Source organism: Marisediminitalea aggregata, from assembly GCF_900129565.1.
Lineage (GTDB): Bacteria > Pseudomonadota > Gammaproteobacteria > Enterobacterales > Alteromonadaceae > Alteromonas > Alteromonas aggregata.
Window position 1 is genome coordinate 449,947 of sequence record NZ_FQWD01000002.1, and the last position, 25,519, is coordinate 475,465.

A 25,519-nucleotide genomic window follows, 5' to 3' on the forward strand; every position below is an offset into this window, starting at 1 on the left:
CTTATGCTCTGTCGCCATACAGCAAAGCCGTTGAAGGTAACCCGTTTGGTTACCTTACTCACTGTCTTCTCCGCTACTCATCGAGCAGCTGTAGTTGAGTAGTGTCCATCAAATCATGACGCTTTATCAACTGTTTCGCGGCTTCAATGTCTGGCGCAAAATACCTATCCTTGTCGTAAAAAGGCACGTCATTGCGCAGCAACTGCATTAAAGACTGCAGACGCTCACTGGTTTGCAGCGGCTTTCTGAAATCCAGTCCCTGACATGCCGCCAGCCACTCAATAGCCAGAATGCCCGCAACGTTGTCGAAAATATCACGCAGTCTGCGCGCTGCGAACGTTGCCATCGACACATGGTCTTCCTGGTTTGCAGACGTAGGTAACGAGTCAATCGACGCTGGATGCGCCAGTGTTTTGTTCTCACTCGCCAGTGCCGCACAGGTAACCTGCGCAATCATAAAGCCAGAATTCACACCGCCATTTTCTACCAGAAACGGAGGGAGTCCGCTCAGGTGCGTGTCGATCATCAGTGACATTCTGCGCTCAGACAGCGCACCAATTTCCGATAAAGCTATAGCCAGCATATCGGCAGCCATCGCGACCGTTTCAGCATGGAAATTACCACCAGACAAAATATCACCGGTATCGGCAAACACCAGCGGATTGTCACTTACGCCATTGGCTTCTGTTACCAGAATCTCCGTTGCGAAACGCATTTGTTGTAAACACGCGCCCATTACCTGAGGCTGACAGCGCAAGGAATACGGGTCCTGCACTTTTTCGCAGCCCTGGTGCGAATTGCCGATGTCACTGGTTGCCAACAACTCGCGAAACGCTGTGGCTACATCGCTTTGGGTTTTATGACCACGCACTGCGTGAATACGAGCATCAAACGGCACACGAGAGCCCAACGCGGCATCCACGGTTAACGCACCAATACCAATGGCGCTGTACAAAGCGTTTTCGGTGTAAAACAGCCCCTGTAATGCGAACGCCGTTGAAGCCTGGGTGCCGTTCAGCAGTGCTAAACCTTCTTTTGGCGCAAGGGCGATAGGCTCTAACCCAGCGATATTAAGAGCTTGTTTAGCCTCAATGCGTTCACCGCGATAAAATGCTTCACCTTCGCCCAGCAACACCACGCTCATATGCGCAAGCGGCGCTAAGTCACCGCTTGCCCCTACAGATCCTTTTTCAGGAATAGCCGGGTACACTTCGGCGTTATACAGCTTAATCAGCGCTTCGACCACACTCAGGCGAATACCGGAATAGCCGCGCGCCAGCGAGTTGATTTTCAAAAGCATCAACAGGCGCACCGTGTCTTCACTCATGAAATCACCGGTTCCGGCCGCATGCGACAACACAATACTGCGCTGCAGAAGCTCCAGTTCCTCTACATCGATACGGGTATTGGCCAGCAGGCCAAACCCGGTATTAATGCCATATACAGTGCGGTTTTCTTTTATGACGTCGAGCACGGTTTGCTCTGAAGCCTGAATAGCCGCTTTGGCGCTGCCATCGAGCGACAGACTGACATGTTGTCGAAATACAGTGCGCAGTTGCTGTAGCGTCAGGGTGCCAGGAATAAGGGTTAACGTATCCATTACTTGTCTCCCTTGTCTGCGGCAACATCGAGCATGGGAAGATCCAGGTTGTGCGCTCGCGCACAGTCTTTAGCAATGTCGTAGCCCGCGTCCGCATGGCGCATGACACCGGTAGCCGGATCGTTGTGCAGTACCCGCGCAATTCGCGCATCGGCTTCTGCACTGCCGTCACATACAATCACCACACCAGAATGCTGGCTAAAGCCCATTCCCACGCCACCACCGTGATGCAAACTTACCCAGGTTGCGCCGCCTGCGGTATTCAGCAATGCGTTCAATAATGGCCAGTCAGACACGGCATCAGACCCATCCAGCATGGATTCAGTTTCGCGGTTAGGTGATGCCACGGAGCCTGAATCCAGGTGGTCGCGGCCAATCACTACAGGCGCACTTAGCTCGCCATTTCTGACCATTTCGTTAAAAGCAAGCCCCAGCTTTTGGCGCTCGCCCAACCCGACCCAACAGATTCGCGCAGGCAAGCCCTGGAACTGAATTCGCTCACGCGCCATATCCAGCCAGTTGTGTAAATGCGGGTTATCCGGAATAAGCTCTTTAACTTTGGCGTCGGTTTTATAAATATCTTCCGGGTCGCCCGACAACGCTGCCCAGCGAAACGGACCAATCCCCTGACAGAACAGCGGGCGAATGTACGCTGGCACAAAACCAGGAAAATCAAACGCATTGGCGACGCCTTCTTCCAGTGCCATCTGGCGAATATTGTTGCCGTAATCCAACGTGGCCGCGCCTGCCGCCTGAAAGCCGAGCATGGCCTTAACCTGTTTCGCCATGGATTGTTTGGCGGCTTTCACCACGCCGGCTTCATCGGTTTTGCGTTTGGCTGCGCCCTGCTCCATGGTCCAGCCGACAGGCAGATAGCCATTAAGGGGATCATGGGCACTGGTTTGGTCGGTCACCACGTCAGGAATAATATTGCGCGCCAGCATTTCCGGGAATATCTCAGCGGCGTTGCCCAGCAGGCCTACAGAAATAGCTTTTCCGTCCTGTTTCGCTGCTTCTAACATACCCAGCGCTTCATCCAGGCTAGTGGCTTTCTTGTCTACGTAACCTGTTTTTAAACGGAAATCGATACGGCTTTCATCCACTTCAACCGCCAGCATGGAAAAGCCCGCCATGGTTGCAGCCAGAGGCTGTGCGCCGCCCATGCCGCCAAGGCCTCCGGTCAGGATCCAGCGGCCTTTGCTGTCGCCGTTAAAGTGCGTTTTCGCCACGCTCACAAACGTCTCGTAGGTGCCCTGAACAATGCCCTGCGAGCCAATGTAAATCCACGAACCGGCGGTCATCTGGCCATACATCATCAGGCCTTCTTTATCCAGCGCGTTAAAGTGTTCCCAGTTTGCCCAGTGAGGTACCAAATTTGAGTTGGCAATCAATACACGAGGGGCATTTTCGTGGGTAGGAAATACGCCCACGGGTTTGCCCGACTGTACCAGTAAGGTCTCATCGTTGTTTAACCTTTTAAGTACTTCTACAATCTTGTCGAATGACGCCCAGTCACGCGCAGCCCGGCCGATACCGCCGTAAACCACCAGGCTTTGCGGGTGTTCGGCCACTTCCGGGTCCAGATTATTCATAAGCATGCGCAACGGCGCTTCGGTCTGCCAGCTTTTGGCGTTCAGTGTAGTACCACGCGGTGCGCGGATCTCACGGGTAGGGTCGAAACGTGTCATCATTTCTCCAGGCAATCATTATTTTATTTTTGAAAATCCAGGTGGCCGCCCAATCGATAACGACTGCCCGGATGATAGAGCACCGCATGACTCACCACGCCCTGCTTCTTACCTTCCTTCGACGCCGGGCTATGTGACTGCCCTGAGGCCTTGGCCTGCTGCGGAGAATGAATGGAAGAATAGGTACGACGGGTCACCTTTAGGCAAGGCTCTGTAGTTTGAATTTGTAATGCGTCTGCAATTTCCCCATCGGCAATCACAGCTTCAACGCTATGATCGGCCTGCGTCAGGGGCGCGACTAAATTAAGGTAATAGTTAGCTGTTTGCGCGTGAAAGTCGCTTTGCAGATATTCAGGTGCCCAATGCGGGTTTACCCAGCGGTCTTCATACTGCACCGGCAAGTCATTCTCACAGTGCACAATCACGCTGCGAAACACCTCATCACCCTCATTAACCGCCAGGTGCGTGGCGATATTGTGGTCAGCCCTGCGGGCTTCCAGCAACACAATGCGATTGGCATAGCGGTGGCCACGGTGCTCAATTTCATCGCGGATACTTTTAATTTCCAGCATCGAACTCATGGGGCGGTGATCAGACACGAACGTGCCCAGCCCCTGACTGCGCAATAAAATCCCTTCGTCTACCATTTCACTTAGTGCCCGTCTGGCAGTCATACGGCTCACCCCGTGTTGCTGGGCAAGCTGATTTTCAGACGGCACCTGATCGCCCGGCTTCATATGCCCGGCCTCAATGGCATCCAGAATAAGTGATTTAATGGCAATGTATCTTGGCTGCATGGCTCTTTAATACGCTAACAATTTGTATCAAGCATACTTGTATATACAAGTATGTACAAGTATGCTTGTCACATCCTTTATGCATCAGGAATGTGAGAGCCCGTGCAATACGACACCCTTATCTACAATGTACGCATTGCGTCTATGCAACATAATGCCCAGCCTTATGGTCAGCTGTCAGAGTCGGTTGTCGCACTGCTTAAAGGGGTTATAGCGGGCGTTTTTAACGCCGACGCAATACATTCGCTGTCGGCCAGAACGATGATCGACGGGCAACAACAATGGTTATTGCCCGGGTTTATCGACTGCCATACGCATCTTGTCTATGGCGGTAATCGTGCCAATGAATTTGAAATGCGCTTGCAGGGTGTGAGCTACAAAGACATTGCGTTACAGGGCGGCGGCATAAAAAGTACCGTTGAACAGACCCGCAGAGCCAATGAAGCCAGTCTCTTCAAAAGCGCAGCAAAACGCGCCCGGCGATTGGCCGAAGAAGGTGTTACTACCATTGAGGTAAAATCCGGATACGGACTGGATAACGACACAGAACTGAGAATGTTGCGCGTTGCTAAATCACTGGAAACTCAGCTGCCGGTCAGGATCGCCACCACTTTCTTAGGAGCCCACGCCCTGCCCCCTGAATTTGCCGACAACGCCGATGCCTACATTGATTTTGTTTGCGACACCGTATTACCCGATGTTGCCCACAATAATCTTGCTGATGCCGTGGATGTGTTTTGCGAGTCCATTGGATTTACCACCGCACAAACCGAAAAAGTGTTTAAAGCTGCTCAGCAATATGGCTTGCCGGTTAAAGCCCATGTTGAACAACTCACCGACAGCAAAGGCGCAGTACTGGCCGCAAAATACAATGCGCTGTCGGTAGACCATATTGAATATCTGGCCGAGAGCGATATACCGCATTTGGCTGCAAGCGGCAGTGTGGCAGTGCTATTACCCGGCGCGTTTTATTACCTGCATGAAACACAAAAGCCGCCAGTAGAAGCGCTTCGGCAGCACAACGTCCCTATGGCCGTCGCCACCGATTTAAACCCCGGCAGTTCGCCGATAGCGTCGCTGCTAACCGCCATGAACATGGCTTGCGTATTGTTTGCACTGACGCCCGAAGAGGCGTTACGCGGTGGAACATTGTATGCCGCAAAAGCGCTCGGACTCAGTGACAGAGGCGAAATCAAGCCCGGTAAACTGGCCGATTTAACGCTGTGGGACATCGAGTCCCCTGCCGAATTGGTTTATACCCTCAACGGTCATCGCCCCACTAGAGTATTTTTAGGCGGTCAGCATGTTTAACTGGCAGGGACGAACAGACACAGAGGACGGCAATAAAGGCCTTCGATGGCATCAGGTCGTCAACCAGCAAGGGCATTCAGATCTCCCGGCAATCAATCTGGTTGGGTTAGCCAGTGACTTGGGTGTGCGGGCAAACAAAGGCCGGCCCGGCGCAAATGAAGGCCCGGTTAGCATTCGTGAAGCGCTGGCAAATTTACCATGGCACTGGGGTGCCCGGCTTATTGACAGCGGCGATACCCTCGCCGACTCAGATTTAAGCGATGCCCAGTCCCATTATGCAAACGCCGTGAGCCAGGCGCTGTTGCAGTCGCAGTTTGTACTGGGTTTAGGCGGCGGCCACGAAATTGCGTGGGGAAGTTATCAGGGGTTATATAACGCCTTGCAAACCTCTTCACATCAAACGAAAAAGATCGGCATCGTTAATTTTGATGCGCATTTTGACTTGCGTCGCCCAGCACCATACACCAGCTCAGGCACGCCATTCAGACAAATTCACGCTCACTGTGAACAGCATGGCGACGATTTTCAGTATGCTTGTATCGGCATATCACGGGCGGCTAACACAAAGGCGTTATTTGATTTTGCAGACACAACTGGCACCCGCTACTTACTGGATACACAGTGTACCCTTGATGCGGCAAAAGCGTTGCTCACGCCCATGTTGCAAAATGTCGATCAGCTCTATGTGACTATTTGCCTGGATGCGTTTCCGGCATCAGCCGCACCTGGCGTCAGTGCGCCCAGTGCGCTGGGTATCGATGTACTTTTTGTTATCCAGGTTTTGCATTTTCTGGCTCAGCAACAGGCCGCCTGCAATTACCGATGGGCACTGTGCGATATTGCTGAAATGAACCCGGCTTTTGACATCGACAAGCGCACTGCCAAACTGGCTGCGCGCCTGGGTTTTGAGGTAGCGGATGCGTTGCTGCCAACCCGCTAACCTTGTTTACGTTTTCGACGAAGGCTTGTAAAAACACCCAGTGCAATCGCACTAACAAGAATAACCACCGCGCCAATCAGCACTCGCATGATCATAGCCGGAAAGGTATTTCCCAACACATAAATATCGGGTTTACCGGTTTTCCACGTTGTCCACTCGGTAGCCAGGTTCGATGCCAGAGCCTCTTTATTGCCCGATTGAATGGCAATTAACCCGTCGCCGGTTGCAGGGTCAATACGTACAGTACTGTTTAAGTACGGAGACTGGCCGCCATGCCCGACAATGTTGTCGCCTGCGCCATTCGGAGCGAATAGCATGATGCCCGTGCCCCAGATATCCAACCCGTCGACGTTTGCCTCAGGCATTCGCATCGCTGCCAGACTAGCGTCGCTGAGTAATCGTGGCATCGCAGGATCTGCCTCTGCCGAAGGCAACTGAGCATTGGCGAAGCGCACTAAATCACTCAGTGTGGTGTAAAGGCCTGTTGCCGCCAGAGACGTGTAGTTGGGATAGATTTGCTCGTCGCCATTTTCGCCAAAATACTGCGCCAATGCCGGGTTTGCACGGTCTAACTCAAAACTCGAATGCTCCATACCCAACGGCGCAAATACGGCGCGCTGCATGAAATTGGCGAAGGGTTCACCTGTCACCTCTTCAATAATTAACTGCGTCAGATTGTAGCTACCGCCGGAATACATCCACTTCGTGCCGGGCTCTATGCCCACCAGCACTTTGCCACTTTTACCCGGATCCGCATCTAAGGCCTGGGTAAGATGAGACTCTAACGGCTGTACCGGCTCGCCGAGTTTGAAGCCGCTATGCCCAAGCCCATCGGTAATACCCGCAGTGTGGCTCAGCAATAATCGCAAGGTAACTTTGTTGTTGTCGAAGTCACTGGGCGGCAGTTGCCAACGCGTCAGATATTCAGAAACTGGCGTATCTAAATCCAGTTTGCCTTCCTCGACTAATTGCATCACACCCACTGCGGTGACCCACTTGCTTAACGACGCCACACCAAAAACCGACTCCTCTGTTACCGGCTTGCCAACAGACATAGTGTCTGTATGCATGACTTTGCCTTTTTCCAGCATCGCTAATACCAGGTTACCTTGAGCTTCATTGCGCGCTTCAACACTGACTGCCTTGGCAAAACTGACTGTGTCACCTCGCTCCGCGAGAGGCGTCAGCCCCCACCCTTCGGTTGTGGCCACAAAATTTATTGCTACCCAGGCAACTAACATTGTCAGTGTCCCCAGGGTCCATAAAATAAACCGCTTCATGCTCGTTTCTGTCTTTTTTTGATATGTTTCGCACCGGGGGCTTTGTCCCGTTTAATGCGTAATCTTATGCTGGCAAAAAAATAGTGCTGAACAGAAATACCGAAAACACATACTTTTCGTCCGTTTTGCGCTGGTAACAAAATGTAAGAAACAAAAATGGTGAAATTGCGTTTTCAGATGTTTAGAGTTACTGAATAAAATCAATAATTTCGTCAATAACCGCAGGGCTATTCAGAATACGGCGATGTCCCAGCCCCTCGGTTTTATATAGCCGGGCATAGGGATAGGTTGTTACAAATTGCTCGGCATCGCCAAAAGGGACTTCCTTATCCTGTGTATCGTGGACCACCAGTGCCTGCTTAGCGATTCTCGACAAATTGCCCGAAGCATCCAATACCCGATGCGATGTGCCAACGCGGTTATCAGCAACATCATAGAGCGCATCAAGGCCGCGTTGATTGAGCCCCAACATGGAAGCAAAACGGTTGAGCACACCGGTTAAATTTGCCGGTGCGCCAACCAGCACCAGCTTATTAAATCGCGAATAACGGATGTTATGTAAAGCCAGTGCAGCACCGCCCAATGAGTGACCGATTGCCGCATGAACCTCCACAGCCTGACTGCTCAGGACGTGTTCTACTGCCCTGATAAACTCCCCCGGATGCGAGAGACATTCGCCCTGATAGTGGTGTCCTTTAGGCACAGGGGCAATGACCCGGTAGTCGTGCTGCAACAACCGGGTTAGCAAATCCGAAAATTGAGATACCGCGCCGGACCAACCATGCAACAGCATTATCGTCGGTCCAGTCCCTCGCCACACCTTGACGCATGTCTCTTCACTCACGTGCAGCACTTCGTCAGGGACTGGTATTTCCGCGTTATTGACCGGCAGCTGTGGGGTGAACAGGAGTTTTCCAGCCTGCCTGGCCGCCATTTTGGGCCAGACCCGGCTTAGCAGAAAGAAATAGATTTTAATAACAGCACGCATAGTAGGCACTTCACAATGATTCAAACAATGGCGCACATTCATACGCCGCCATACTCGTTATCGCAAGGTCGTGCCCCGATTACCGGACGTTCTGCACAAAAATACGGACGCGTAGTTCAGGCGAGCATGAGGTTTAACAGGTCAATGTGCTCCAGTCCTGACACATCCGGTTAAACGCAGCTTGTAATCGCGGGGTCATAAAATCAATGAAACTGCGCTGTTTTAGAGGCAGCACGTCCTGACGAATATAAAGCAGGTTCACTGGAAAGGGTTCTGGCGCAAACTCCTGTAGCACACGGTTAAGTTCGCCGCTTTTTAACCAGGGCAGCGCCTGATAAGACAGCACCCTGGCAATCCCTAAGCCCTGCCGGGCCGAATGTACAGCAATGTCGGTTGAGTTTGCTCTGATACGGGAGTTTACCGGCACACTCAGTTCTTCATTGTTAGCACTGAAACGCCAATGCGTGGCAGAATCCAGTCCTTCAAACGTAATGCAGTCGTGTTCGCTGAGGGATGCCAAATCTGTTGGCATGCCACGCTGTGCAATATACTCCGGACTGGCGCAGAGAATTTTTTGCACCTGTCCCAGACGCTTTGCCACCAGCTCACTGTCGGGCAAACGCCCGACCCGAATAGCTACATCGACAACATCTTCATACATATGCATGTTTTGGTCGGTCAATATCAGTTTTACGCTCACATCACTGTAGAGCTTGAGGTATTCAGCCAACAGAGGAAAGACGTGCATACGACCCATAATGATCGGTGCGGTAACGGTTAAACAGCCTTTGGGTTCGCGGTATTCCCCTTTTGCATCCCGCTCAATCTCCGACACCATCGACAACACTTCGCGACTGGACGCCAGGTATTTTTCACCGGCGTCGGTCAGTACCAGATTTCGCGTAGAGCGCAGTACCAGCTGCACACCAAGATACTCTTCCAGTTCTTTTACCTGGCGGCTGACTGTGGTTTGCGGTTTATTCAGTTTTCTGGCCGCCGCCGAGAAACTTCCGCACTCCATTACGGTACTGAAAATCTGCATTGCACTGAGTCGATCCATCTATCTCTCCAAAAAATGGGTAGGTGCTAAACAAAATCACCCACTACTCACATCCATTAAGGCGCTTTACATTAACAATCAAGACGACAATTTAACCAATCGAGGAATACATAATGTCTCGTTTAACTATCCCGGAGTCAATTGCCGATGCACCTCACGCTTCGCAATCGTTGCTTGAGGCCGTCCAGGGTAAGTTAGGTATGGTGCCTAATTTATTTCGTCTGGTTGGCAACAATCCGGCGGCACTGAAAGGTTATCTGTCGCTCACTGAATCGTTAACTGAAGGCATACTCCCTCTGCAGTTGCAGGAAGCCATTGCACTGGCTATCGCAGAAACAAACCGGTGTACATATTGCTTGTCTGCACACAGTTTTATAGCAGCGAACTTAGCGAACGTGCCTGAAGACGAAATCAGGTCGAACCGTAAAGGCTTGTCTGATGACGCCAAAACACAGGTTGCTTTGCAATTTGCCGTGGCGGTCGCCGAACTGAATGGCCGGGTCAACGACCAGTTGCTCAACGCCGTAAAGCAAGCTGGCTTCAGCGACGCCGAGATTATTGAAATTATTTTGCACGTTGCCCTGAACACCTGGACCAACAGCGTGAATAACGTAGCCGATACCGAAGTGGACTTTCCACTGGTGATCCCTTTTTAAGTTTACTAATACAAGGAGTTATACCATGCACGCCATCGACGAATACCGCCCACCCGTGCCGCCATTTACACGTGAAACGGCCATCAAAAAAGTACGCCTGGCTGAAGACGGCTGGAACTCGAAAGATCCGGAACGCGTAGCACAGGCCTATAGTCTGGGCACCAAGTGGCGTAACCGCGCCGAGTTTGTTGAAGGGCGGGACCAAGCCCGCGACTTTCTGGCTCGCAAATGGGCAAAAGAGCTGGAATACCGATTAATCAAAGAGCTCTGGGCGTTTACCGATAACCGCATTGCCGTGCGCTACGCCTACGAATGGCGCGACGACTCAGGCAACTGGTTTCGCTCATACGGCAACGAAAACTGGGAATTCAATGAGCAAGGCTTAATGACCAATCGCCATGCCTCGCTGAACGATCTCCCGATCACCGAAGAAGAGCGATTGTTCCGCTGGCCAGAGGGACGCCGTCCTGATGACCACCCGGGTCTCTCTGATCTGGGGTTATAAACCTGACTGCTGACGCACTTCCGCGTCAGCGTTAAAACACAATTTTTGCACAGTCACTTCGTTGATACGCAGTAGTGACGCCACAGGTCTGTCGCTTTGGCAGCAGGCCAGGGCTTCGTATTGCTCGAATTTAGCGGTCTTATGCCGGGCAACAGAAGGTTCAACATCGACTGTTATCGTTAAAAAGAGACAATTGACATGGAAAATTTAAGTGCATTACTCAACCAACATACCTTCACTAGCGAAGTTAATCACTGCGGGTTGTTAACCGCTGCTAAACACTTCACTGCGCGCGGTCAACTGCATTTGCTGGAGTCCGGCAAAGTCCGCATTCTACGCAAAGGGCAACGGGAATTACTCATGGACAGACCGTCAATGGTGTTTTTTCCCATTGGCGTAACACACCGCGTTGAGCCGGTGGACGCTGACACTGCACCAAAACTGATCAGCGCCAGTGTTACGTTTGCCGCAAACCAGTCTTCGCTGCTGGTAAATGCATTACCCGATGTCATGTATTTACAGCTGACACCCGACTGCGCGGTATCCGGCACGGCCCGCTGGTTGATCAACGAAATACAAACCCAACGGTTTGGTAAACAAACCATGCTGAACCGCCTGGGCGAAATATTCATTTTACAAATCCTGCGCCACGCCACCGAACACGGCAATTTGCAGGAAGGCACCGTGAGCGCCATCAATCACCCGCAGATGTCAAAAGTGATCAACCGCATCCATCAGGACCCGGCTTATCACTGGACCTTAGACAATCTTGCAAGTATTGCAGCCATGTCCCGGTCTAAATTCGCTGAGCAGTTCAAACAACTGGTTGGCCAAACGCCCAATGAGTACATCACAGGCCTGCGGCTCACGCTTGCACAGAAGTTACTGAAGAACAACAAGCCGGTGAACTATGTGGCCGGCGAAGTAGGTTACGAGCACGGTTCGGCGCTGGCGCGTATTTTTAAGAAAAAACTCGGTTTATCGCCGCGGCAGTGGTTGCAGCAAACGAAGCGCAACAGCGTGCAACAAGCCATTATTTAGAAGGAAATCTCGTGAATAATATTGCGGACATTCTACGTAAAACGGCCGTTAAGGCAGATGTATTTTTTAGCGGCCGACTTTGCGGTATTCAGTCGTTTGAAGGCAACGACAAAGGGCATTTGCACCTGTTGCGTTCAGGCAGGCTTACCCTGCTCTTGCGCGAAAAACAAAAGATCGTTATCGACGAGCCCAGCGTGATTTTTATTCCCGGGCCGGTCGAACACCGCATTCTGGCCAACCAGTCTGAAGACGCGCAACTGGTTTGCGCTACCGTGAGCCTGGAATCACACAATCGTTCGCTGCTGCTCGATGCCCTGCCAGAACTGTTGTGTTTGCCTCTTAGCATTGAAAAACACATCGGCCAGACGGCCAGTTGGCTGTTTGAAGAAGCGTTCAGCGAGTCGGTTACCCGCTCGGTGATGATCGACAAACTCAGTGAAATGTTTTTACTGCAAGTGATGCGGTATGTGCTGGACAACAACCTTAGTCAGGGTGGCATGCTGGCGGCCTTGTCTCACCCGGCGATTGCCAAGGCTATGAGCGCGATGCACCGCAATCCAGCCCACAACTGGTCGGTTGAATCGCTGGCTGGCGAGGCTGCTATGTCACGTTCTAAATTTGCCGCGACGTTCCGCGAAGTGGTAGGCACCACACCCAACGAATACCTCACGGAAATTCGCATTAATCAGGCGCAGGAACTGCTGCTTAGCCAGAAGCCCGTTAATTTGGTAGCCAACGAAGTGGGTTATGAGCATGGCTCGGCGCTAGCTCGCATCTTCCGTAAAAAGCTGGGCCTGTCGCCCAAAGCCTGGCTCAAGTTGCGCGGCAACGCCTGATGTAATTTGGTTTGAAACGCAGGACGCACGGTTTCAACGCCCCGCCCGAATCCCCTTACATTAGCAGAGTGACACAGCCATTGCCGGGTCATAAGCCAAATTGACAACTTCTACACAAGGAATGCTTTTATGAAATCCATTGTATTGCAGACAGGCCGCGTTCTGGGCGGCATGTCTGGTGTATTTAACACCGTGCAACCCCTGCTTACCCTGGCGGGACGTATCTATGTTTCCTGGGTATTTTTTGCCTCGGGATTAACCAAAATTGCGGATTGGGAAACCACCTTATTCCTGTTCGAATACGAGTATCACGTGCCGTTTTTACCCGTAGTACTGGCCGCTTATTTAGCCACGCTGGCTGAGCTGATTGTACCGGTTCTGCTGACCTCAGGTTTAGCCAGCCGCTTAAGCGCTATTGTGCTGAGCATTGTAAACGTTGTGGCTGTCATCAGCCTGGAAGAGATTGCGCCCGCCGCTTTGTATGGCCATGTAATCTGGGGACTTATTCTTGCCCACGTTGTGTTTTGGGGTGCAGGGCAACTGTCGGCCGACCACGTTATTAAATGGTTGTATAACAAACGGTTGCCACAGGCAGCCACGGCGTAGGGGAACGGTAATGAGCAATCTGGCAGTCAGTGCCGAGCGCCCGCTACCCAATGCACCGCGTGTTCAGTTGAGCAGCGGTGCGTCCTGCGTGCCCCAGCATTACTTACAATACGTACAAACTCAGCGCAGCATTGAGCAAGTTGCGCTCGAATGTGCGTTTAACGACAACACCATAATCTTTGCCGGCCAGGACAGCCATGGTTTATACGTCCAGATTGGTTTAGTCGGGTTCGATACGTACCTGCCGGTTGCATCCCAGTCCAAACGTAAAATTGTCTATGGTCGAAAATGGCGCATTGACTACAACGTACCGACTTCCGAACTGGTACAAACCATCTTCTTAGCCATAAAAAAAGCCCGAGAACACGAAGTGCGTGAGCTACTTAAGATTCGCTTCGACAATCACGCCAGCGCGCCCTTCAGTACCCATCAGGATGCCCGGTTGATTGCTGAACAGGCAGACCGGTTATTCGACGTGCAAACCCCACTGTCACTGATGCAATTCCGGCGTCAGGCGACCACGCTGATGAAACGTTCCCGGTACGATACCTCGCCCATCCAGATCCTGAACATCGAACAGCGTTTTAATCAGCAAGTTCTGGTCGATATTCATATGCCGGGCGGTGACACCCCAATGCTTAACGACACTGCTGATTCCTCTCTGACCTTGCTGTTGCCTGCGCCCTCGGTGAACGCCCTGCTGTTCGCGCTGATGGACGCACTGATTGCTAAAAGCGATCGTCTGGTTAGCGAGGCCTTTACTTACCAGGGCGTTGCACGTTTCAGTCACGCCATATCGGTTGAAGAACTGGCTGGTTTGTCGGTGCATACCCGCCTGGCAGACAAACAGGCCCCACGCAGCTTTCGGCATCAATTGAAGCAATATAATCATGTTACCGACGCGTCACGGGTGCCCAATGTCGTCACGCCTGAACTGGCCGAGTCAATTCGCTCCCGACTTGCCGACTTCGGCGAGCTGGCGGGTCATTACCCGACGTTTACCGTGCCCCCTTCATTAACCTAATCTTTTGGCTGGCTGCCCACACAACACAATACAAAAAGCCCCGGTATTTATTGATACCGGGGCTTTTTTTATCCAGTCAGTTGCGTCTCTGGTATTTGGTCTCTAGTCTCTTACTTTCAGACTGCCATATAAGTACACACAAAACGGCACACAATAGATCAGCACGGCTTTGGTTACGTTTATCGCCATTGTGCCTTCGAACGCTTCAAACTGATTGATCAACATTAACACCGTGCCTACTACCGACGCGGTTTTAGCCGCTTCCACCAATAAAGCCGGCGAAAATTTTCTGGCCTGCTTGTTACAGGATGGCGGCAGTTGCATTTCTTCTGCTATGGGTCTGTTTTCTGTCATGGCCCTGTCTCCGAATTAGAAGCTGTTGCGCGACAGAACAGCTTCGATTCCCGCCGGGTAACGGTGACTGCGATACAGTATTTCACCGTGCTGTGATAACACCACGAACACCGGCGTACCATTCACCAAAAACTCGCTGGTCAGCTCGGCACTTTCGTCAAACATCACCGGAAAATCCATCGCATAGTCATGCAGGTACGCGTGCATCTTTTCCTGGGTATCGTTAATAGCCACGTTAACACCGAGCACATCTATGCTGTCACCGTAATCATTGTGCAGGGCAGTGACTGCCGGGGTCGCCTTTTTACAATAGGGACACCAGGTAGCCCAGAAGTAAAGCAACACCGGCTTTTGCTCCCAGCGTTGCTGAAGTGAAAAGGTCTCGCCATTAACCGAGTTGAAGGTTAAGTTTGGCGTTAAATCCGGGGCTAGCGCCTCGCTGGCGATATTGGCTTGTTGTGCATGGCTGCTGAAGGATGCCCATGCAGCAAGTGAAAGAGTGGCCGCCACAACCAGGCGGCGCAGGGTAAATTTCGTCATCATTAATGTCCGGGTTGGGTTGATAGTACATTGATCCTATCGCGAGGCGTTGTTGAAAAAGCAACCAAAGCGCCTTGAATACAACCCTATCTTCCAGCCGGACTACAAACGCTTGGAAAAGGACAGGCTAATATAGTCGTAGCCCGGATTCGGACTTTTAAGCCCGCCATTGGAGTAATGGAAATACCGTAGCGTAACTGCGTACTGTCGCGACTGACCAAAGCGATACCCCAGCCCCAGGCGATCCTCGAACTGAAAGTGGGTACTGATGTCCTTCCCCGCAAAGCGAGTGTCATCCAGCAACGATACCCCAATACCAAATTCACCATACACTTCACCGTGCTGATTTTCGTGAAAGGTGTGGCGAAATACCGGCGAGAACGCCAAGACAAAATTGCTGTCGTAACGACTTGGATTACCGTATTCCCAAACATTGATGCTGGCCTCAAAGCTCAGGTCCAGCTGAGGGAAGTACGCGTGCAGATAGTCACTGTCGCGACGGTAAGCCAGTTTGACTCCCTGAACGTCGCCTTCGCCTTGCAGGTAGTCAACAGACAGTTCATCTGCCAAACCAGACTGAGGCGCAGACAGGGCCAGTAAACCGGCCGTAAATACGGCACCTAACGATTGTTTAATTGTGCTAAATTTCATTATAACGTTCACCAAATGTAGTTAAGATGACGCCATTTTCGGTGAAATGAGATAAACAAAATTAGCCGTTCGTCTGTAAAACTGAACCCGCTTTACTCACAAACAAAGAGATGCGAAAGACATAAAAAAAGCGGCGCATTGACCTGAATGTATCCGGGCAGGAGTGTAGTGCCGGAGTCCGCTCAGGGTGCGCCGCAAGCAGGAGGGAGGGTTTTCACCTCGGGGACAAAATGGTCTCTATCCATTGACGCTCAATGGCCTGCGACAGCCATTGGGCAAAATCGATACCGGGATAGGTATCCAGCAGAGCCGCCAGATGCATGCCATGCTGCACACCTTGTAGCCAGGCATATTGCTGCTGGTCTACCACATCCGCTTTGGGCTTGTTGTGCTGCTGATACACCACAGCAAAGTGGGTGTTTTCACGATTTTGCATAATGATCTCCAGTCCTTCAGACAAGTCATGCTGGCCATGCGAGTCGCGGTGAAGCTGCCACATGGGCTGCACGGGAAACGGGCTTTCCAGCACTGTCAAAGAGGGTTGCAGCTTAATAGTCAGGTGCTCAGGGTCGACCTCTGTCAGCAGTTGCAAACTGGCGCGGTCAAACGCGTTAACCGTGCTGCGTCCAACTACCTGTACGGCCCATTCCAGTCTGGCTATGTCAGCCAGGTACGGGTGCTCGCCCGCCAACTCGCTGCTTTCTACAACCTGACCAAGCTGGCTTCCCCAGTCGGCCCAGTCACCGGTTGCAGGCTTTTCCCAGGCGAGCAGTCGCTGGGCCAGTATAAACATCGCTTGCTCCCCTACCATTTGCTGCAGCACCGGGTAGGAAATCGAAAGACTGCGCGCTGCGGTCATTTGTAAATTCTGCTGGTAAATCTTCAGGGCGCGCTCAGGCACGCCGCTTAGCGAGGATTGTGTAAAAATGTCAGTGATCAGGGCAGACTGATGATGGTTAGTTCGTCGGTGTCCTGCCAAGTCTGTGCTAAGGCGCGGCTTGTTATCAGTAACTACATTCATGACATTTCCTCAATCAGGGTTTGCGCTAAAATAAAACGTGCCGTGCCGGCTTCTTCCTGCAAGCGGCTCCAGGTGGGCAGTTGGTTATCCCACTCAATTAACGTAGTCGCGCCGGGAAACAGGTGAATGGCCTGTTGAAACAATGCCCAGCACGCATGGGATACCGGCTGAGCGTGATCGTCGATAACCAGTTCGCCAGGTGCTACCGCACTGCTGCCGGCAAGATGAATTTCCCGGACTGCTTTGGCAGGCAGTGTTTTTAACCAGTTAAGCGCGTACTGCGCTGTGTTGCCCGGATAAAAGTTCTGCCCGTTTACCAGCACATTGTTCAAATCCACCAGCAAGCCACAGCCGGTCAAAGTCGCAGCCTGTGCCAGGAATTCCGCTTCCTGTATAGGGTCACTGCGGTGGTTCACATAGCTCACAATGTTTTCAATAAGCAACTGCCGTCCCAATGCTTGCTGAACCCGGTCAATGTTGTTCACCAGGATGTCCAGCGAAGCCTGGTCGTAAGTCAGGGGCAACAGGTCACCGGCATGCAGAGGCTGATTGGCTGTGTGCCCCCAGGTAAAGCAGGCGTGATCTGACACCAGAATGGGATCCACCCGGTTTACCAATGCACAAAATCGTTTTAAATAGCCAGTATCAATGCCATTTGCCGAACCGAGTCCCATCGCCGTGCCGTGAATGCTAAGCGGATACTGTTCGGCCAGTGCGTCCAAAAACGCGGGGATCACGCCGCCTTCGGCGAAAAAGTTTTCGGCGTGTATCTCTAAAAAATCCACGGAGTGAGATGTCTGCGCCAACGCCTCGGCATAATGCTCGTGACGCAGGCCCACACCTACCCTGGTGTTTTCTACACGCTCATAGTGTTGCGAAATCGCAGACATCATATTCTCCTTTTGCTCATTTAACGAAACGCCCTGGCTTAGCCTTGTTTCGCAGCGTCGTAACGCTTTTTAGCTTCTGCTTTCAGCATGCCGCCCAGCGATTCACAGGTGCCTTTTGCCACCAGTTTCCACTCACCCGGGTCGTTATCTACGGTGGATTGCCCTGCGCAGGAATGGGTGCCCGCCAGGTTACCGCAGTCGTTTTGACCAGCGGCTGAAATGCCGTAGCACTTTTCTTTGCCTGCGGCCTGCGCCGGTGCAGACACGGCGGTTGCTAATGCCATTGCCAGTGCAGCGGCAGCAATTTTTTGTTTCTGATTCATGGTGATTTCCTATACGTCTTTAATTCAGGTGATAAGACACCCACTTGTTGAGTTCGCCGTAGTTCGACAAACCAACGTGTGTGTCCAGTCGTTTGGTGCGATCCATCAGGATCAGCGTCGGCACAGCCCGTACCCCCAGCATTTGGGCTAACCCATGCTCTTCATCTGCATCCACTTTAATGATCCGCAGTGAATCTTTATGCGCTTGCTCCAGCAAGTTAATAATGGGCGCAAGCTGCTTGCAGGGGCCGCACCAGGAGGCGGTGAACCACAACATCACCACCTGCTCCGGGTATTCATGGCCATTCGACAAAATGCCTTTCAGCTCGGTTTCCATATCGGATTAGTCCTCAGCGTTGGTCGCTTCAACAGACAGGCTTTCAATGCCATCCCATACGCGGTAAGCGGTTTTCAGGTTACCCGGCACGTCTTCCATCCATTTTTTCTGAACGGCTTTGTTCAGGTTCAGATACAGTTTGTCGTCTTTGATGTAGAACGCATCCGGATCCACATCCAGCTTTTTGTTCAGCGCTACACCCATTGCACAGTAACCACCAAATTGTGGGGCATAGTGCTCGGCATCGGCTTTAAACAGGTCGCGGTTTTTCGCGCTTGAGAAGCGGTAAATAGCGCCGTCATAGGTGGCGGTGTATTTTGCTGAACCTTCCACAGCTTTGTGTTTTACAAAGTAAGCAACCGGGTCATAGCCGTGAATGGCTACATCGTTTTCGCCCAGGTTGACTGCCGAAGCAAACGACAGGCTGCTGAATAACAGTGAGCCAGCAAGGCCGGCCAGTTTTAACGCGTTTAGTACTTTCATTGCTCTTTCCTCATTTTGACGCCGAATATCGGCTGGGTAGTGGTGGGAGAGGCTGTTTGCCTTCCCTGTGATATAAGGTAAGAAATTGAACGCATCGAAAGGCAACTGAAACACTTCAAAAACAACCGTAACGTCCAAACCGTATTTTGAACGTTTGGTCAAAGGATATGAACGCATTGTGACGCGCGCACAAACACAGGCATGGACAATACAAATAGCAACAACCAGGAGGCGAACCCATGCTTGTATTCACTGTGCTAACCACACTCGGCAAACTGAGTATGCTCATAATGACGGGGATTTACTTTATCTTTTCTTGCACCGTTATGGCTGCTTTGAGGCAATCGGAACAAGGCGCAGAAACCATGGTGCGGATCAACAAGGAAATCCTGAACCCGCTTTTTTACCTGTGTTTTTTTGGCTCTGCCCTCACCGCGCTGGTATTGGTGGTTACACGCTCAAACGATTATCTTGCCGGGCTAATCTTCTTCGCTGGCACCTTTCTTGTCACACTAATAAAGAATGTTCCGCTCAATAATGCTTTGTTAGCGGCAAGCGGTGAAATTGGATTTCAACACACCTGGCAGGCATACCTGCGCAACTGGGTATTTTGGAATCATGTGCGCACAGTGTCGGCAACCGTAAGCGGTGCATTGCTACTCTGGTCAGCGGCACTCTGATCAGCCAAACGGGAGAAATTGTCATGTCTTCTGCATTTCGCGTATATTGGTCTGCGGCCCCTCACAACAGGACAGGCAGACCTACCGATATGGAATTCGACCCCAATCAGCGCGCGGATACGCCCCTCGAAGACAGCCCGTTAGGCAAGTTGCTGAACAACCTGCATATCGCCACGGCCTTTTGCACCGACTCGCTGTTAAGCGATCCCTGGGCGGTGGATATGCCCGCTATTCCCCATTGCCTGATGTTCCACCTGGTGTTAAATGGCGCAGCCGAATTTCACTTTGATGATTCGTCCTGTACCCTGCAAACCAATGATTTTATTTTGTTTCCACGCGGCGAAGGCCACCAGCTCAACGGGCAGTCTCCTACGCCAGGCGTACCACTGACATCATTGCCCATACAGTGTGTGTCAGAGCGCTTCGAGACCCTGGAGTATGGCGGCAATGGCGAAACTTCACGGCTGTTATGTGGCGCCTTGTTCTTTACCCATCCGCTGGCCCAAAAGCTACTTTCCGGTTTACCTACCGCGCTGGTGATCCGGGAATCTCACCGCCCTACCCATACGCTGGTAAAACACATTAGCGAATTGATCCGCACCGAAACTCAATATGTGGGCCTGGGCACCGAGGCGGTGTTGTCGAGGCTGGCTGAAATTCTGATTATTGCGGTGCTGCGCGAGCACCTTAACAGTCTGGAAGCAGGTACTTTGGGCTGGTTGAGTGTATTGTCGGACGATCGCATCGCCAAAGCCTTACAGCTGATCCACAACGCTCCAGATGAGCACTGGCGTTTAGAGAGTCTGGCTAAAGAAGTGGGTATGTCGCGGACCAATTTTGCTCAGCAATTTAAGCAATTGGTGGGGAACACCCCAATGGATTATTTAACTGAATGGCGCATGTCACTGGCCTATTCGAAACTCCAGTTCAGCAATGACACCTTGCTGGCCATTGCGCTGGACTTAGGTTACCAGTCTGAATCCGCCTTTTCCCGCGCCTTTAAAAAAGTCATCGGGAAAAGCCCGGGTGAAGTACGCCGTAGCGAACAGGCTGGTGTCAGCTGAGGGGTTCGTATAGCGACTCGGTGGCTTGCTTCAACCCGGCATGGGGCAAAAATTGATCGGTAATCGTTAAAATTGCATGCAGGTTATTGGTTAGTTTTTCCAGGTCAATGTCGCCCGGTTTTACCGATGTCTGGAGTAAATGCAGGGCCATGTCGGCTAACAGCAAACGCTGTTTTTCCAGCCATTCCGGACTGTTTTTCACAGCCCCGTTAGCCAGATAGCCAGACTCAACAATGTCGTGTAATTTCCAGCTGGCTTTAATGATACTTGCGCGATCGGCATCCTTCATGTGTCGCCTCCGTAACCTGTTCGTAATGGCGTGAAGTGTATCAACCCCTCGTAATCAGCACTATACAGATCGTCCCGATTGTCATACTGTTTCACTCTGGCTTATTACCAACAGCAACAAAATGAATCGACGTACCTTTGTGATATCCGCGCTGTCTTGTGGCGCTATTGGCGTGGCGGGTGGCTATTGGCTGAATACACCGCAGCACAACGACGACATGGGCATCAGCGCCCTGCAGGTATTTTTGCGCTCATTGGATGCCAGTCAGCTGACTTCACAAACCAATTGGTCGATCGCCAGGACATTCCATCACATGACCCAAAGTGTGGATTATTCAATAACCGGTTACCCCGAACACAAGCCTGAATGGTTTAAATCCTCACTGGGCACAACGGCCTTTGCGGTGTTCGCCGCCAAACGCGTTATGACCCACAACCTGGAAGAACCTATCCCAGGCGCACCAGATACCCCGACATTGCTGACCGCCGACGCGGCTATTGGCCAATTAGTGGAGGCGCTGGAGCGATTTCAGGCACACACAGGCCCGCTCGCTGAGCATTTTGCCTATGGCGCGCTGAGTAAAGCGGAGTATGCCCTCGCCCACGTTATGCATGTACGCAATCACTTCGAGCAAATAACCTGATATCAAGCCGCATAATGCTTGCAGTTATCCCAATTCGAGCCAAAATCGCTGACTATTCGTTATACAAAACATTAACATTTTTTGCGTTTTAAACCGGTGAATGCCTGTTCACCGCTACCGTATCACCTGTCACACCCTCCATCTAAAAAACCATAAAACACTGATTAATATAGATATACATCAATAAAACGAAGAGAATCTCTATTTCTTCATTAACAATCGTTAATGAAATGTTGACTATAATATTATCATACAATAGTATCCTTACCCCAGAATAACAATAAGAACAAATGGCGACGCCTAATACGGGATGGTCGTAAACCTTACTACGCGCAACACAACACGGTATTGATCGGCAGGGTAATTCGTGATGGTTGCGCAACTACAAACATTCTTGGAGAAGATACATGTTTAAACGTGCACAGGTAGCCAGTGCTATTTTAGCCGCATTGGCTTCGCAGTCTCTTTACGCTCAGGACACCAGCAACACGCAACCCACCGAAGACACTATTGAAATCATCGACGTACGTGGTGTAAAAGCCAGCTTGAACTCCGCGCAAAATATGAAAATGAATGCGTCGAACATCTCAGACCTCATCGTGGCCGAAGACATTGGTAAATTACCCGACAACAGTGTGGCTGCAGCTCTGCAGCGCGTTACCGGTATTCAGGTTGCGCGTACAAACGGTGAAGTCGCCCAGGTTCTGATTCGCGGTTTACCCGACATCGTTACAACCATGAATGGCCGCAATATCTTCACAACAACCGGCCGCTCGTTGTCACTGACCGACGTGCCTGCTGATCTGGTTTACTCGGTAGACGTGAAAAAGTCGATTAGCGCGTCTGATATCGAAGGGGGTATTGCAGGTAGTATCGATATCCAACTGCGTAAGCCATTTGACTTTGATGATGGCTTCTCTGCTGCAGGCGGTTTACGTTATGTGTACAGCGATGAGGCTGAATCCTGGAATCCCATTGGCAGCGTCACACTGAACAACAACTGGGATAACAGCAACGGCCGCTTTGGCGCTATGTTAAGCGTGTCGCATCAAAGCCGTGATTTTCAGGACCAGGTAAACTTCGTAACGGCCCCGTTTGCATTGCCAGACTCGGTAGTCAACAACCCGAATTCTGCACCGCTGAATGTAGCTGGCGAGCCTGCACTTGCACCGAACGTTATCGGTGGTTATTTCCGTTACGGTGACCGCTCCCGCGACTCATTCAACGCGACATTCCAGTTCGAGCCGAACAGCAACAGCACTTATTACCTTGATGTATTTGGGGTGAAATACGAGCAAAACAGCCAGCTTAACTTCTGGGTACCCATCCCTAGCTGGGGTGGCTGGGGTAATGGTTACGTTGAGTCTTACAAAGAAGGCTCTAACGTGGCGCAGTCTGTGGTTCGTCCGGATGCACCGGGTACCATTACCAGTAACCAGTCGTTCTTCAACGAGTCTGAAACCTACCAGTTTGCACTGGGCGGCAAGTGGTATTTCGACAACATCACCGTTAAGTCCGACCTGGCGTACACCGACACAGAAGCCAACAACAAAGGCTTTATTCTTGATTTAGCGTTTTTTGCCGACACCATTATTTATGACTTCGACAAAAACGGCGCAGGCATCTCTGACGTACAAATCCTGGATGCGAGCGGTCAGCCTTATGACATGACCGACCTTAGCCAGTACTCCCTGTGGACTAACTTTGACAGCCTGGGTCATCAGGAAGGTGATGCCATTGACTGGACCCTGGATGCGAACATTGCGTTGGATTCATGGATCCACTCTGTTGATGTAGGCCTGCGTATTAACGAGCGTTCTGCCTTTAATCAGGAAGCCGATACCGGCGGCCGTGGCAACATCTCAGGCCGGAATATACCGCTTACCGAATTCCCGGGTCTGGAAGATTACTCGCCAGCCGGCTACATGAGCGACGTTACATCACTGAACAATACGCAGTGGTTAACGCCTAACGCCGCGTATTTGCTGGCCAACCGAGGTGATATCCGTGAGGCCATGGGTTACTCACGTGACGACCCTGACTTCCTGCCAGCGCGCTATTACGACAACACAGAAAACAACTATGCGATTTACGCACAGGCTAACTTCTCTACAGAAATTGGCGACATGCTGTTAGACGGTGAAGCGGGTGTGCGCGTTGTTAAGCTGGAATCTGAACTGAACGGTAACAGCATTACCGATGGCGTGGTTACGCCAATTACGGTCGACACCAGTTCAACGCAGGTGTTACCGGCAGTGAACATGCGTCTGCAGGTAGCCGATGAAGTGTTCCTTCGTGCAGCCTACGGCAAAACCATTAATCGTCCGAACTTTGCTGACCTGAACCCAAGTGCAACCTACTTCCTGCCTTCAGAAACCGGTACGCTGGGCTACGGCAACGGCGGTAACCCGGAGCTGGATGCCGTAGAGTCACAAAACTACGACCTGGCAGCAGAATGGTACTTTGGTGAAGCCAGTTCATTAACCGCAACTGTGTTCTACCGCGATATCGACGGCTATGTGAAGTACGTAGCGATCCCTGAAACCATCAATGGTAACGAGTTCTCGATCACCCGCCCGGTAAACAGTGGCGCAGGTTCCCTAGAAGGGGTTGAGCTGGCCTATACCCAGTTCTTCGAAAACCTGCCTGACATGCTGGACGGCCTGGGTATCCAACTGAATACCACATTAATGGATCACGAAGCAGAAAACGCCGAAGGGGTTATGGAGCCGCTGCCTAACGTATCAGACAAGTCTTACAACGCTATCCTGATGTATGAGCGTGAAGGCCTTAACGTGCGTCTGGCTTACAACTGGCGTAGCGAATGGTACGGCAGCTTCAATGAAGCTGGCGACCAGCCTGGTAGCTCAGTCATTCATGAGGCCATCAGCTCACTGGATTTCTCGGTGAACTACGACGTAAACGAAAACCTGACTATCAGCTTCGACGGCACCAACCTGGCCGATGACGTCGCCAACGATTACTTCGGCGGTGACTCTGCAGCCGATGCGCGTTTGTATCCTCGTGATACCTACATCCGCGACCGTACTTTCTCACTGGGTGTACGTTACAGAATGTAATCTGCGGTTTATTTAAACCATTAAGAAACCCGCCATTTGGCGGGTTTCTTTTATCTTTTTTAAACTGAACCAACTTAGCTCATTTTGGCAATCCAGCTTTGCGGCGCGATGCGCAAAATCCAGTGTAACCAGGCCCACGGCCAGGTCGGCACATAACTGTTTGCCTTCTCTTTGTTGATAGCCCTTACCATGGCTTTGCAACCCGTTTCGGTGTCCACAATAAACGGCACTTTTTCTACCTTGTCGTTTATTTCACTGCGGATAAACCCGGGGTGAATACAGGTTACTTTTATGGGCGTGTTGCGCACGTCTATGCGAATACCTTCCGACAGCGACGTGATCGCTGCTTTGGTAGCCGCATAAACCGTCATAGCCCGGCGGAAGCCTCGCACAGCGCTAATGGAAGAGATTGTCACCAGATGACCGGCGTTCTGCTCGCGAAAAATGTCCATAGCCGCTTCACACTGAGCGACGGCCGACACAAAATTGGTCACCGCGGTTTGTTTGTTGGCATGAAAATACCCGGTACCAATTGACGCGCCTTTACCCATACCGGCATTCACAATCACCCGGTCCAACGTGCCCATGTCATCACGAAACGCCTTAAACACACTGAATACCGCATCGTGATCGTTTACATCCAGCGACCGGATAAACACCTTGATGTTGGGGTTAATGCCTTCGAGCTGTGCTTTCAGCTCCTCAAGTCTTTCTACACGACGCGCGCAAAGCGCCAGGTTGCAGCCCTGTTTGGCAAACTCTACCGCCATACCGTGGCCCAGGCCCGAACTCGCGCCGGTAATCAAAATATTTTTACGCATTGTTGTTCTCT

At 51.5% G+C, this 25,519-nt stretch carries 28 protein-coding genes; 12 read left to right on the forward strand and 16 right to left on the reverse strand.

Annotated features, from left to right (window positions below):
• Nucleotides 1-73: 73 nt before the first annotated feature.
• Genes hutH through BUB81_RS06095 form a run of 3 tightly spaced genes read right to left on the reverse strand, consistent with a single transcriptional unit; the run spans nucleotide 74 to nucleotide 4,085 of the window.
• Nucleotides 74-1,600, reverse strand: a complete 1,527-nt coding sequence (hutH, locus tag BUB81_RS06085; RefSeq protein WP_073319827.1) for a histidine ammonia-lyase — start codon at nucleotides 1,598-1,600, stop codon at nucleotides 74-76.
• Complete coding sequence (hutU, locus tag BUB81_RS06090; RefSeq protein ID WP_073319830.1) at nucleotides 1,600-3,288, reverse strand: urocanate hydratase; 1,689 nt, start codon at nucleotides 3,286-3,288, stop codon at nucleotides 1,600-1,602. Before hutU ends, hutH begins: the two co-directional genes overlap by 1 nt.
• A gap of 23 nt (nucleotides 3,289-3,311) precedes the next feature.
• Nucleotides 3,312-4,085 (reverse strand): histidine utilization transcriptional repressor HutC, encoded by a 774-nt coding sequence (locus BUB81_RS06095; protein WP_073319833.1) that lies wholly within the window; start codon nucleotides 4,083-4,085, stop codon nucleotides 3,312-3,314.
• A gap of 144 nt (nucleotides 4,086-4,229) precedes the next feature.
• Between BUB81_RS06095 and hutI the strand changes: the two genes are divergently transcribed.
• Both hutI and hutG read left to right on the forward strand, forming a co-directional pair.
• Nucleotides 4,230-5,396, forward strand: coding sequence for an imidazolonepropionase (gene hutI, locus BUB81_RS06100; protein ID WP_139241537.1), 1,167 nt, complete (start codon nucleotides 4,230-4,232; stop codon nucleotides 5,394-5,396).
• The gene (hutG, locus tag BUB81_RS06105; RefSeq protein ID WP_073319836.1) at nucleotides 5,389-6,336 is read left to right on the forward strand and encodes a formimidoylglutamase; all 948 of its coding nucleotides are present in this window, start codon (nucleotides 5,389-5,391) and stop codon (nucleotides 6,334-6,336) included. Before hutI ends, hutG begins: the two co-directional genes overlap by 8 nt.
• Here hutG and BUB81_RS06110 read toward each other — a convergent pair.
• The 3 genes from BUB81_RS06110 to BUB81_RS06120 form a co-directional block, all read right to left on the reverse strand.
• The gene (locus BUB81_RS06110) at nucleotides 6,333-7,616 is read right to left on the reverse strand and encodes a serine hydrolase domain-containing protein (RefSeq protein WP_245819126.1); all 1,284 of its coding nucleotides are present in this window, start codon (nucleotides 7,614-7,616) and stop codon (nucleotides 6,333-6,335) included. The two genes, hutG and BUB81_RS06110, sit on opposite strands and share 4 nt — an antisense overlap.
• Nucleotides 7,617-7,803: 187 nt before the next feature.
• Nucleotides 7,804-8,604: an alpha/beta fold hydrolase gene (locus tag BUB81_RS06115; protein ID WP_084526270.1), complete on the reverse strand. Its 801-nt coding sequence runs from the start codon at nucleotides 8,602-8,604 to the stop codon at nucleotides 7,804-7,806.
• Between the two features lie 133 nt (nucleotides 8,605-8,737).
• A complete protein-coding gene (locus tag BUB81_RS06120) occupies nucleotides 8,738-9,664 on the reverse strand; it encodes a LysR family transcriptional regulator (RefSeq protein ID WP_073319839.1) in 927 nt (308 codons plus the stop codon).
• 113 nt (nucleotides 9,665-9,777) lie between these two features.
• Here BUB81_RS06120 and BUB81_RS06125 point away from each other — a divergent pair, with 113 nt between their 5' ends.
• From BUB81_RS06125 to BUB81_RS06150, 6 genes are all read left to right on the forward strand, one after another.
• Nucleotides 9,778-10,320: a carboxymuconolactone decarboxylase family protein gene (locus BUB81_RS06125; protein WP_073319843.1), complete on the forward strand. Its 543-nt coding sequence runs from the start codon at nucleotides 9,778-9,780 to the stop codon at nucleotides 10,318-10,320.
• 25 nt (nucleotides 10,321-10,345) lie between these two features.
• On the forward strand, nucleotides 10,346-10,825 hold the full coding sequence (locus tag BUB81_RS06130) for a nuclear transport factor 2 family protein (protein ID WP_073319846.1): 480 nt from the start codon (nucleotides 10,346-10,348) through the stop codon (nucleotides 10,823-10,825).
• Nucleotides 10,826-11,023: 198 nt separating this feature from the next.
• Nucleotides 11,024-11,866 (forward strand): AraC family transcriptional regulator, encoded by an 843-nt coding sequence (locus tag BUB81_RS06135; protein ID WP_073319850.1) that lies wholly within the window; start codon nucleotides 11,024-11,026, stop codon nucleotides 11,864-11,866.
• 11 nt (nucleotides 11,867-11,877) lie between these two features.
• Nucleotides 11,878-12,702: an AraC family transcriptional regulator gene (locus BUB81_RS06140; RefSeq protein ID WP_073319853.1), complete on the forward strand. Its 825-nt coding sequence runs from the start codon at nucleotides 11,878-11,880 to the stop codon at nucleotides 12,700-12,702.
• 129 nt (nucleotides 12,703-12,831) lie between these two features.
• Nucleotides 12,832-13,308 carry a DoxX family protein gene (locus BUB81_RS06145; protein ID WP_073319856.1) on the forward strand — a complete coding sequence of 159 codons (477 nt, stop codon included), beginning with the start codon at nucleotides 12,832-12,834 and terminating at the stop codon, nucleotides 13,306-13,308.
• A 10-nt stretch (nucleotides 13,309-13,318) separates the two neighbouring features.
• The gene (locus tag BUB81_RS06150) at nucleotides 13,319-14,332 is read left to right on the forward strand and encodes a hypothetical protein (RefSeq protein ID WP_073319859.1); all 1,014 of its coding nucleotides are present in this window, start codon (nucleotides 13,319-13,321) and stop codon (nucleotides 14,330-14,332) included.
• Between the two features lie 102 nt (nucleotides 14,333-14,434).
• Here BUB81_RS06150 and nrtS read toward each other — a convergent pair whose 3' ends face one another.
• The 8 genes from nrtS to BUB81_RS06190 form a co-directional block, all read right to left on the reverse strand.
• Entirely contained in the window at nucleotides 14,435-14,686 is a 252-nt protein-coding gene (gene nrtS / locus BUB81_RS06155) for a nitrate/nitrite transporter NrtS (protein WP_084526272.1), read from the reverse strand.
• A gap of 15 nt (nucleotides 14,687-14,701) precedes the next feature.
• Nucleotides 14,702-15,229 (reverse strand): TlpA family protein disulfide reductase, encoded by a 528-nt coding sequence (locus tag BUB81_RS06160; protein ID WP_084526274.1) that lies wholly within the window; start codon nucleotides 15,227-15,229, stop codon nucleotides 14,702-14,704.
• 99 nt (nucleotides 15,230-15,328) lie between these two features.
• Complete coding sequence (locus BUB81_RS06165) at nucleotides 15,329-15,877, reverse strand: acyloxyacyl hydrolase (protein ID WP_073319865.1); 549 nt, start codon at nucleotides 15,875-15,877, stop codon at nucleotides 15,329-15,331.
• A 214-nt stretch (nucleotides 15,878-16,091) separates the two neighbouring features.
• On the reverse strand, nucleotides 16,092-16,898 hold the full coding sequence (locus BUB81_RS06170) for an HvfC/BufC family peptide modification chaperone (RefSeq protein WP_073319867.1): 807 nt from the start codon (nucleotides 16,896-16,898) through the stop codon (nucleotides 16,092-16,094).
• On the reverse strand, nucleotides 16,895-17,788 hold the full coding sequence (locus BUB81_RS06175; protein WP_073319871.1) for an MbnB/TglH/ChrH family RiPP precursor modification enzyme: 894 nt from the start codon (nucleotides 17,786-17,788) through the stop codon (nucleotides 16,895-16,897). The genes BUB81_RS06170 and BUB81_RS06175 overlap by 4 nt, the downstream gene beginning before the upstream one ends.
• A 38-nt stretch (nucleotides 17,789-17,826) precedes the next feature.
• Nucleotides 17,827-18,111, reverse strand: coding sequence for a BufA1 family periplasmic bufferin-type metallophore (locus tag BUB81_RS06180; protein WP_073319875.1), 285 nt, complete (start codon nucleotides 18,109-18,111; stop codon nucleotides 17,827-17,829).
• A 19-nt stretch (nucleotides 18,112-18,130) separates the two neighbouring features.
• Nucleotides 18,131-18,448, reverse strand: coding sequence for a thioredoxin family protein (locus BUB81_RS06185; RefSeq protein ID WP_073319877.1), 318 nt, complete (start codon nucleotides 18,446-18,448; stop codon nucleotides 18,131-18,133).
• Between the two features lie 6 nt (nucleotides 18,449-18,454).
• Nucleotides 18,455-18,931, reverse strand: a complete 477-nt coding sequence (locus tag BUB81_RS06190) for a YHS domain-containing (seleno)protein (protein WP_073319880.1) — start codon at nucleotides 18,929-18,931, stop codon at nucleotides 18,455-18,457.
• 239 nt (nucleotides 18,932-19,170) lie between these two features.
• Here BUB81_RS06190 and BUB81_RS06195 point away from each other — a divergent pair, with 239 nt between their 5' ends.
• Nucleotides 19,171-19,611, forward strand: a complete 441-nt coding sequence (locus BUB81_RS06195; protein WP_073319883.1) for an anthrone oxygenase family protein — start codon at nucleotides 19,171-19,173, stop codon at nucleotides 19,609-19,611.
• Between the two features lie 23 nt (nucleotides 19,612-19,634).
• Nucleotides 19,635-20,675 carry an AraC family transcriptional regulator gene (locus tag BUB81_RS06200; RefSeq protein WP_245819127.1) on the forward strand — a complete coding sequence of 347 codons (1,041 nt, stop codon included), beginning with the start codon at nucleotides 19,635-19,637 and terminating at the stop codon, nucleotides 20,673-20,675.
• Here BUB81_RS06200 and BUB81_RS06205 read toward each other — a convergent pair.
• Nucleotides 20,668-20,964 carry a hypothetical protein gene (locus BUB81_RS06205; RefSeq protein WP_073319889.1) on the reverse strand — a complete coding sequence of 99 codons (297 nt, stop codon included), beginning with the start codon at nucleotides 20,962-20,964 and terminating at the stop codon, nucleotides 20,668-20,670. The genes BUB81_RS06200 and BUB81_RS06205 overlap by 8 nt on opposite strands.
• 121 nt (nucleotides 20,965-21,085) lie before the next feature.
• Here BUB81_RS06205 and BUB81_RS06210 point away from each other — a divergent pair, with 121 nt between their 5' ends.
• Nucleotides 21,086-21,607: a DUF1569 domain-containing protein gene (locus BUB81_RS06210; protein WP_073319892.1), complete on the forward strand. Its 522-nt coding sequence runs from the start codon at nucleotides 21,086-21,088 to the stop codon at nucleotides 21,605-21,607.
• A gap of 407 nt (nucleotides 21,608-22,014) precedes the next feature.
• The gene (locus tag BUB81_RS06215; protein WP_073319895.1) at nucleotides 22,015-24,687 is read left to right on the forward strand and encodes a TonB-dependent receptor; all 2,673 of its coding nucleotides are present in this window, start codon (nucleotides 22,015-22,017) and stop codon (nucleotides 24,685-24,687) included.
• A 74-nt stretch (nucleotides 24,688-24,761) separates the two neighbouring features.
• On the opposite strand, the gene BUB81_RS06220 is transcribed toward BUB81_RS06215, so the two are convergent.
• Entirely contained in the window at nucleotides 24,762-25,508 is a 747-nt protein-coding gene (locus BUB81_RS06220; protein WP_073319899.1) for an SDR family oxidoreductase, read from the reverse strand.
• Nucleotides 25,509-25,519: the final 11 nt, after the last annotated feature.

Coding starts and splice junctions, on each gene's coding strand:
- BUB81_RS06165 (WP_073319865.1), bottom strand. CDS start 15,877: ATGAAATTTAGCACAATTAAACAATCGTTAGGTGCCGTATTTACGGCC.
- BUB81_RS06205 (WP_073319889.1), bottom strand. CDS start 20,964: ATGAAGGATGCCGATCGCGCAAGTATCATTAAAGCCAGCTGGAAATTA.
- nrtS (WP_084526272.1), bottom strand. CDS start 14,686: ATGACAGAAAACAGACCCATAGCAGAAGAAATGCAACTGCCGCCATCC.
- BUB81_RS06110 (WP_245819126.1), bottom strand. CDS start 7,616: ATGAAGCGGTTTATTTTATGGACCCTGGGGACACTGACAATGTTAGTT.
- BUB81_RS06150 (WP_073319859.1), top strand. CDS start 13,319: ATGAGCAATCTGGCAGTCAGTGCCGAGCGCCCGCTACCCAATGCACCG.
- BUB81_RS06145 (WP_073319856.1), top strand. CDS start 12,832: ATGAAATCCATTGTATTGCAGACAGGCCGCGTTCTGGGCGGCATGTCT.
- hutU (WP_073319830.1), bottom strand. CDS start 3,288: ATGACACGTTTCGACCCTACCCGTGAGATCCGCGCACCGCGTGGTACT.
- BUB81_RS06220 (WP_073319899.1), bottom strand. CDS start 25,508: ATGCGTAAAAATATTTTGATTACCGGCGCGAGTTCGGGCCTGGGCCAC.
- BUB81_RS06135 (WP_073319850.1), top strand. CDS start 11,024: ATGGAAAATTTAAGTGCATTACTCAACCAACATACCTTCACTAGCGAA.
- hutH (WP_073319827.1), bottom strand. CDS start 1,600: ATGGATACGTTAACCCTTATTCCTGGCACCCTGACGCTACAGCAACTG.
- BUB81_RS06125 (WP_073319843.1), top strand. CDS start 9,778: ATGTCTCGTTTAACTATCCCGGAGTCAATTGCCGATGCACCTCACGCT.
- BUB81_RS06195 (WP_073319883.1), top strand. CDS start 19,171: ATGCTTGTATTCACTGTGCTAACCACACTCGGCAAACTGAGTATGCTC.
- BUB81_RS06170 (WP_073319867.1), bottom strand. CDS start 16,898: ATGAATGTAGTTACTGATAACAAGCCGCGCCTTAGCACAGACTTGGCA.
- BUB81_RS06130 (WP_073319846.1), top strand. CDS start 10,346: ATGCACGCCATCGACGAATACCGCCCACCCGTGCCGCCATTTACACGT.
- BUB81_RS06190 (WP_073319880.1), bottom strand. CDS start 18,931: ATGAAAGTACTAAACGCGTTAAAACTGGCCGGCCTTGCTGGCTCACTG.
- BUB81_RS06210 (WP_073319892.1), top strand. CDS start 21,086: ATGAATCGACGTACCTTTGTGATATCCGCGCTGTCTTGTGGCGCTATT.
- BUB81_RS06185 (WP_073319877.1), bottom strand. CDS start 18,448: ATGGAAACCGAGCTGAAAGGCATTTTGTCGAATGGCCATGAATACCCG.
- BUB81_RS06095 (WP_073319833.1), bottom strand. CDS start 4,085: ATGCAGCCAAGATACATTGCCATTAAATCACTTATTCTGGATGCCATT.
- BUB81_RS06115 (WP_084526270.1), bottom strand. CDS start 8,604: ATGCGTGCTGTTATTAAAATCTATTTCTTTCTGCTAAGCCGGGTCTGG.
- BUB81_RS06215 (WP_073319895.1), top strand. CDS start 22,015: ATGTTTAAACGTGCACAGGTAGCCAGTGCTATTTTAGCCGCATTGGCT.
- BUB81_RS06120 (WP_073319839.1), bottom strand. CDS start 9,664: ATGGATCGACTCAGTGCAATGCAGATTTTCAGTACCGTAATGGAGTGC.
- BUB81_RS06180 (WP_073319875.1), bottom strand. CDS start 18,111: ATGAATCAGAAACAAAAAATTGCTGCCGCTGCACTGGCAATGGCATTA.
- BUB81_RS06160 (WP_084526274.1), bottom strand. CDS start 15,229: ATGATGACGAAATTTACCCTGCGCCGCCTGGTTGTGGCGGCCACTCTT.
- BUB81_RS06175 (WP_073319871.1), bottom strand. CDS start 17,788: ATGTCTGCGATTTCGCAACACTATGAGCGTGTAGAAAACACCAGGGTA.
- hutG (WP_073319836.1), top strand. CDS start 5,389: ATGTTTAACTGGCAGGGACGAACAGACACAGAGGACGGCAATAAAGGC.
- hutI (WP_139241537.1), top strand. CDS start 4,230: ATGCAACATAATGCCCAGCCTTATGGTCAGCTGTCAGAGTCGGTTGTC.
- BUB81_RS06200 (WP_245819127.1), top strand. CDS start 19,635: ATGTCTTCTGCATTTCGCGTATATTGGTCTGCGGCCCCTCACAACAGG.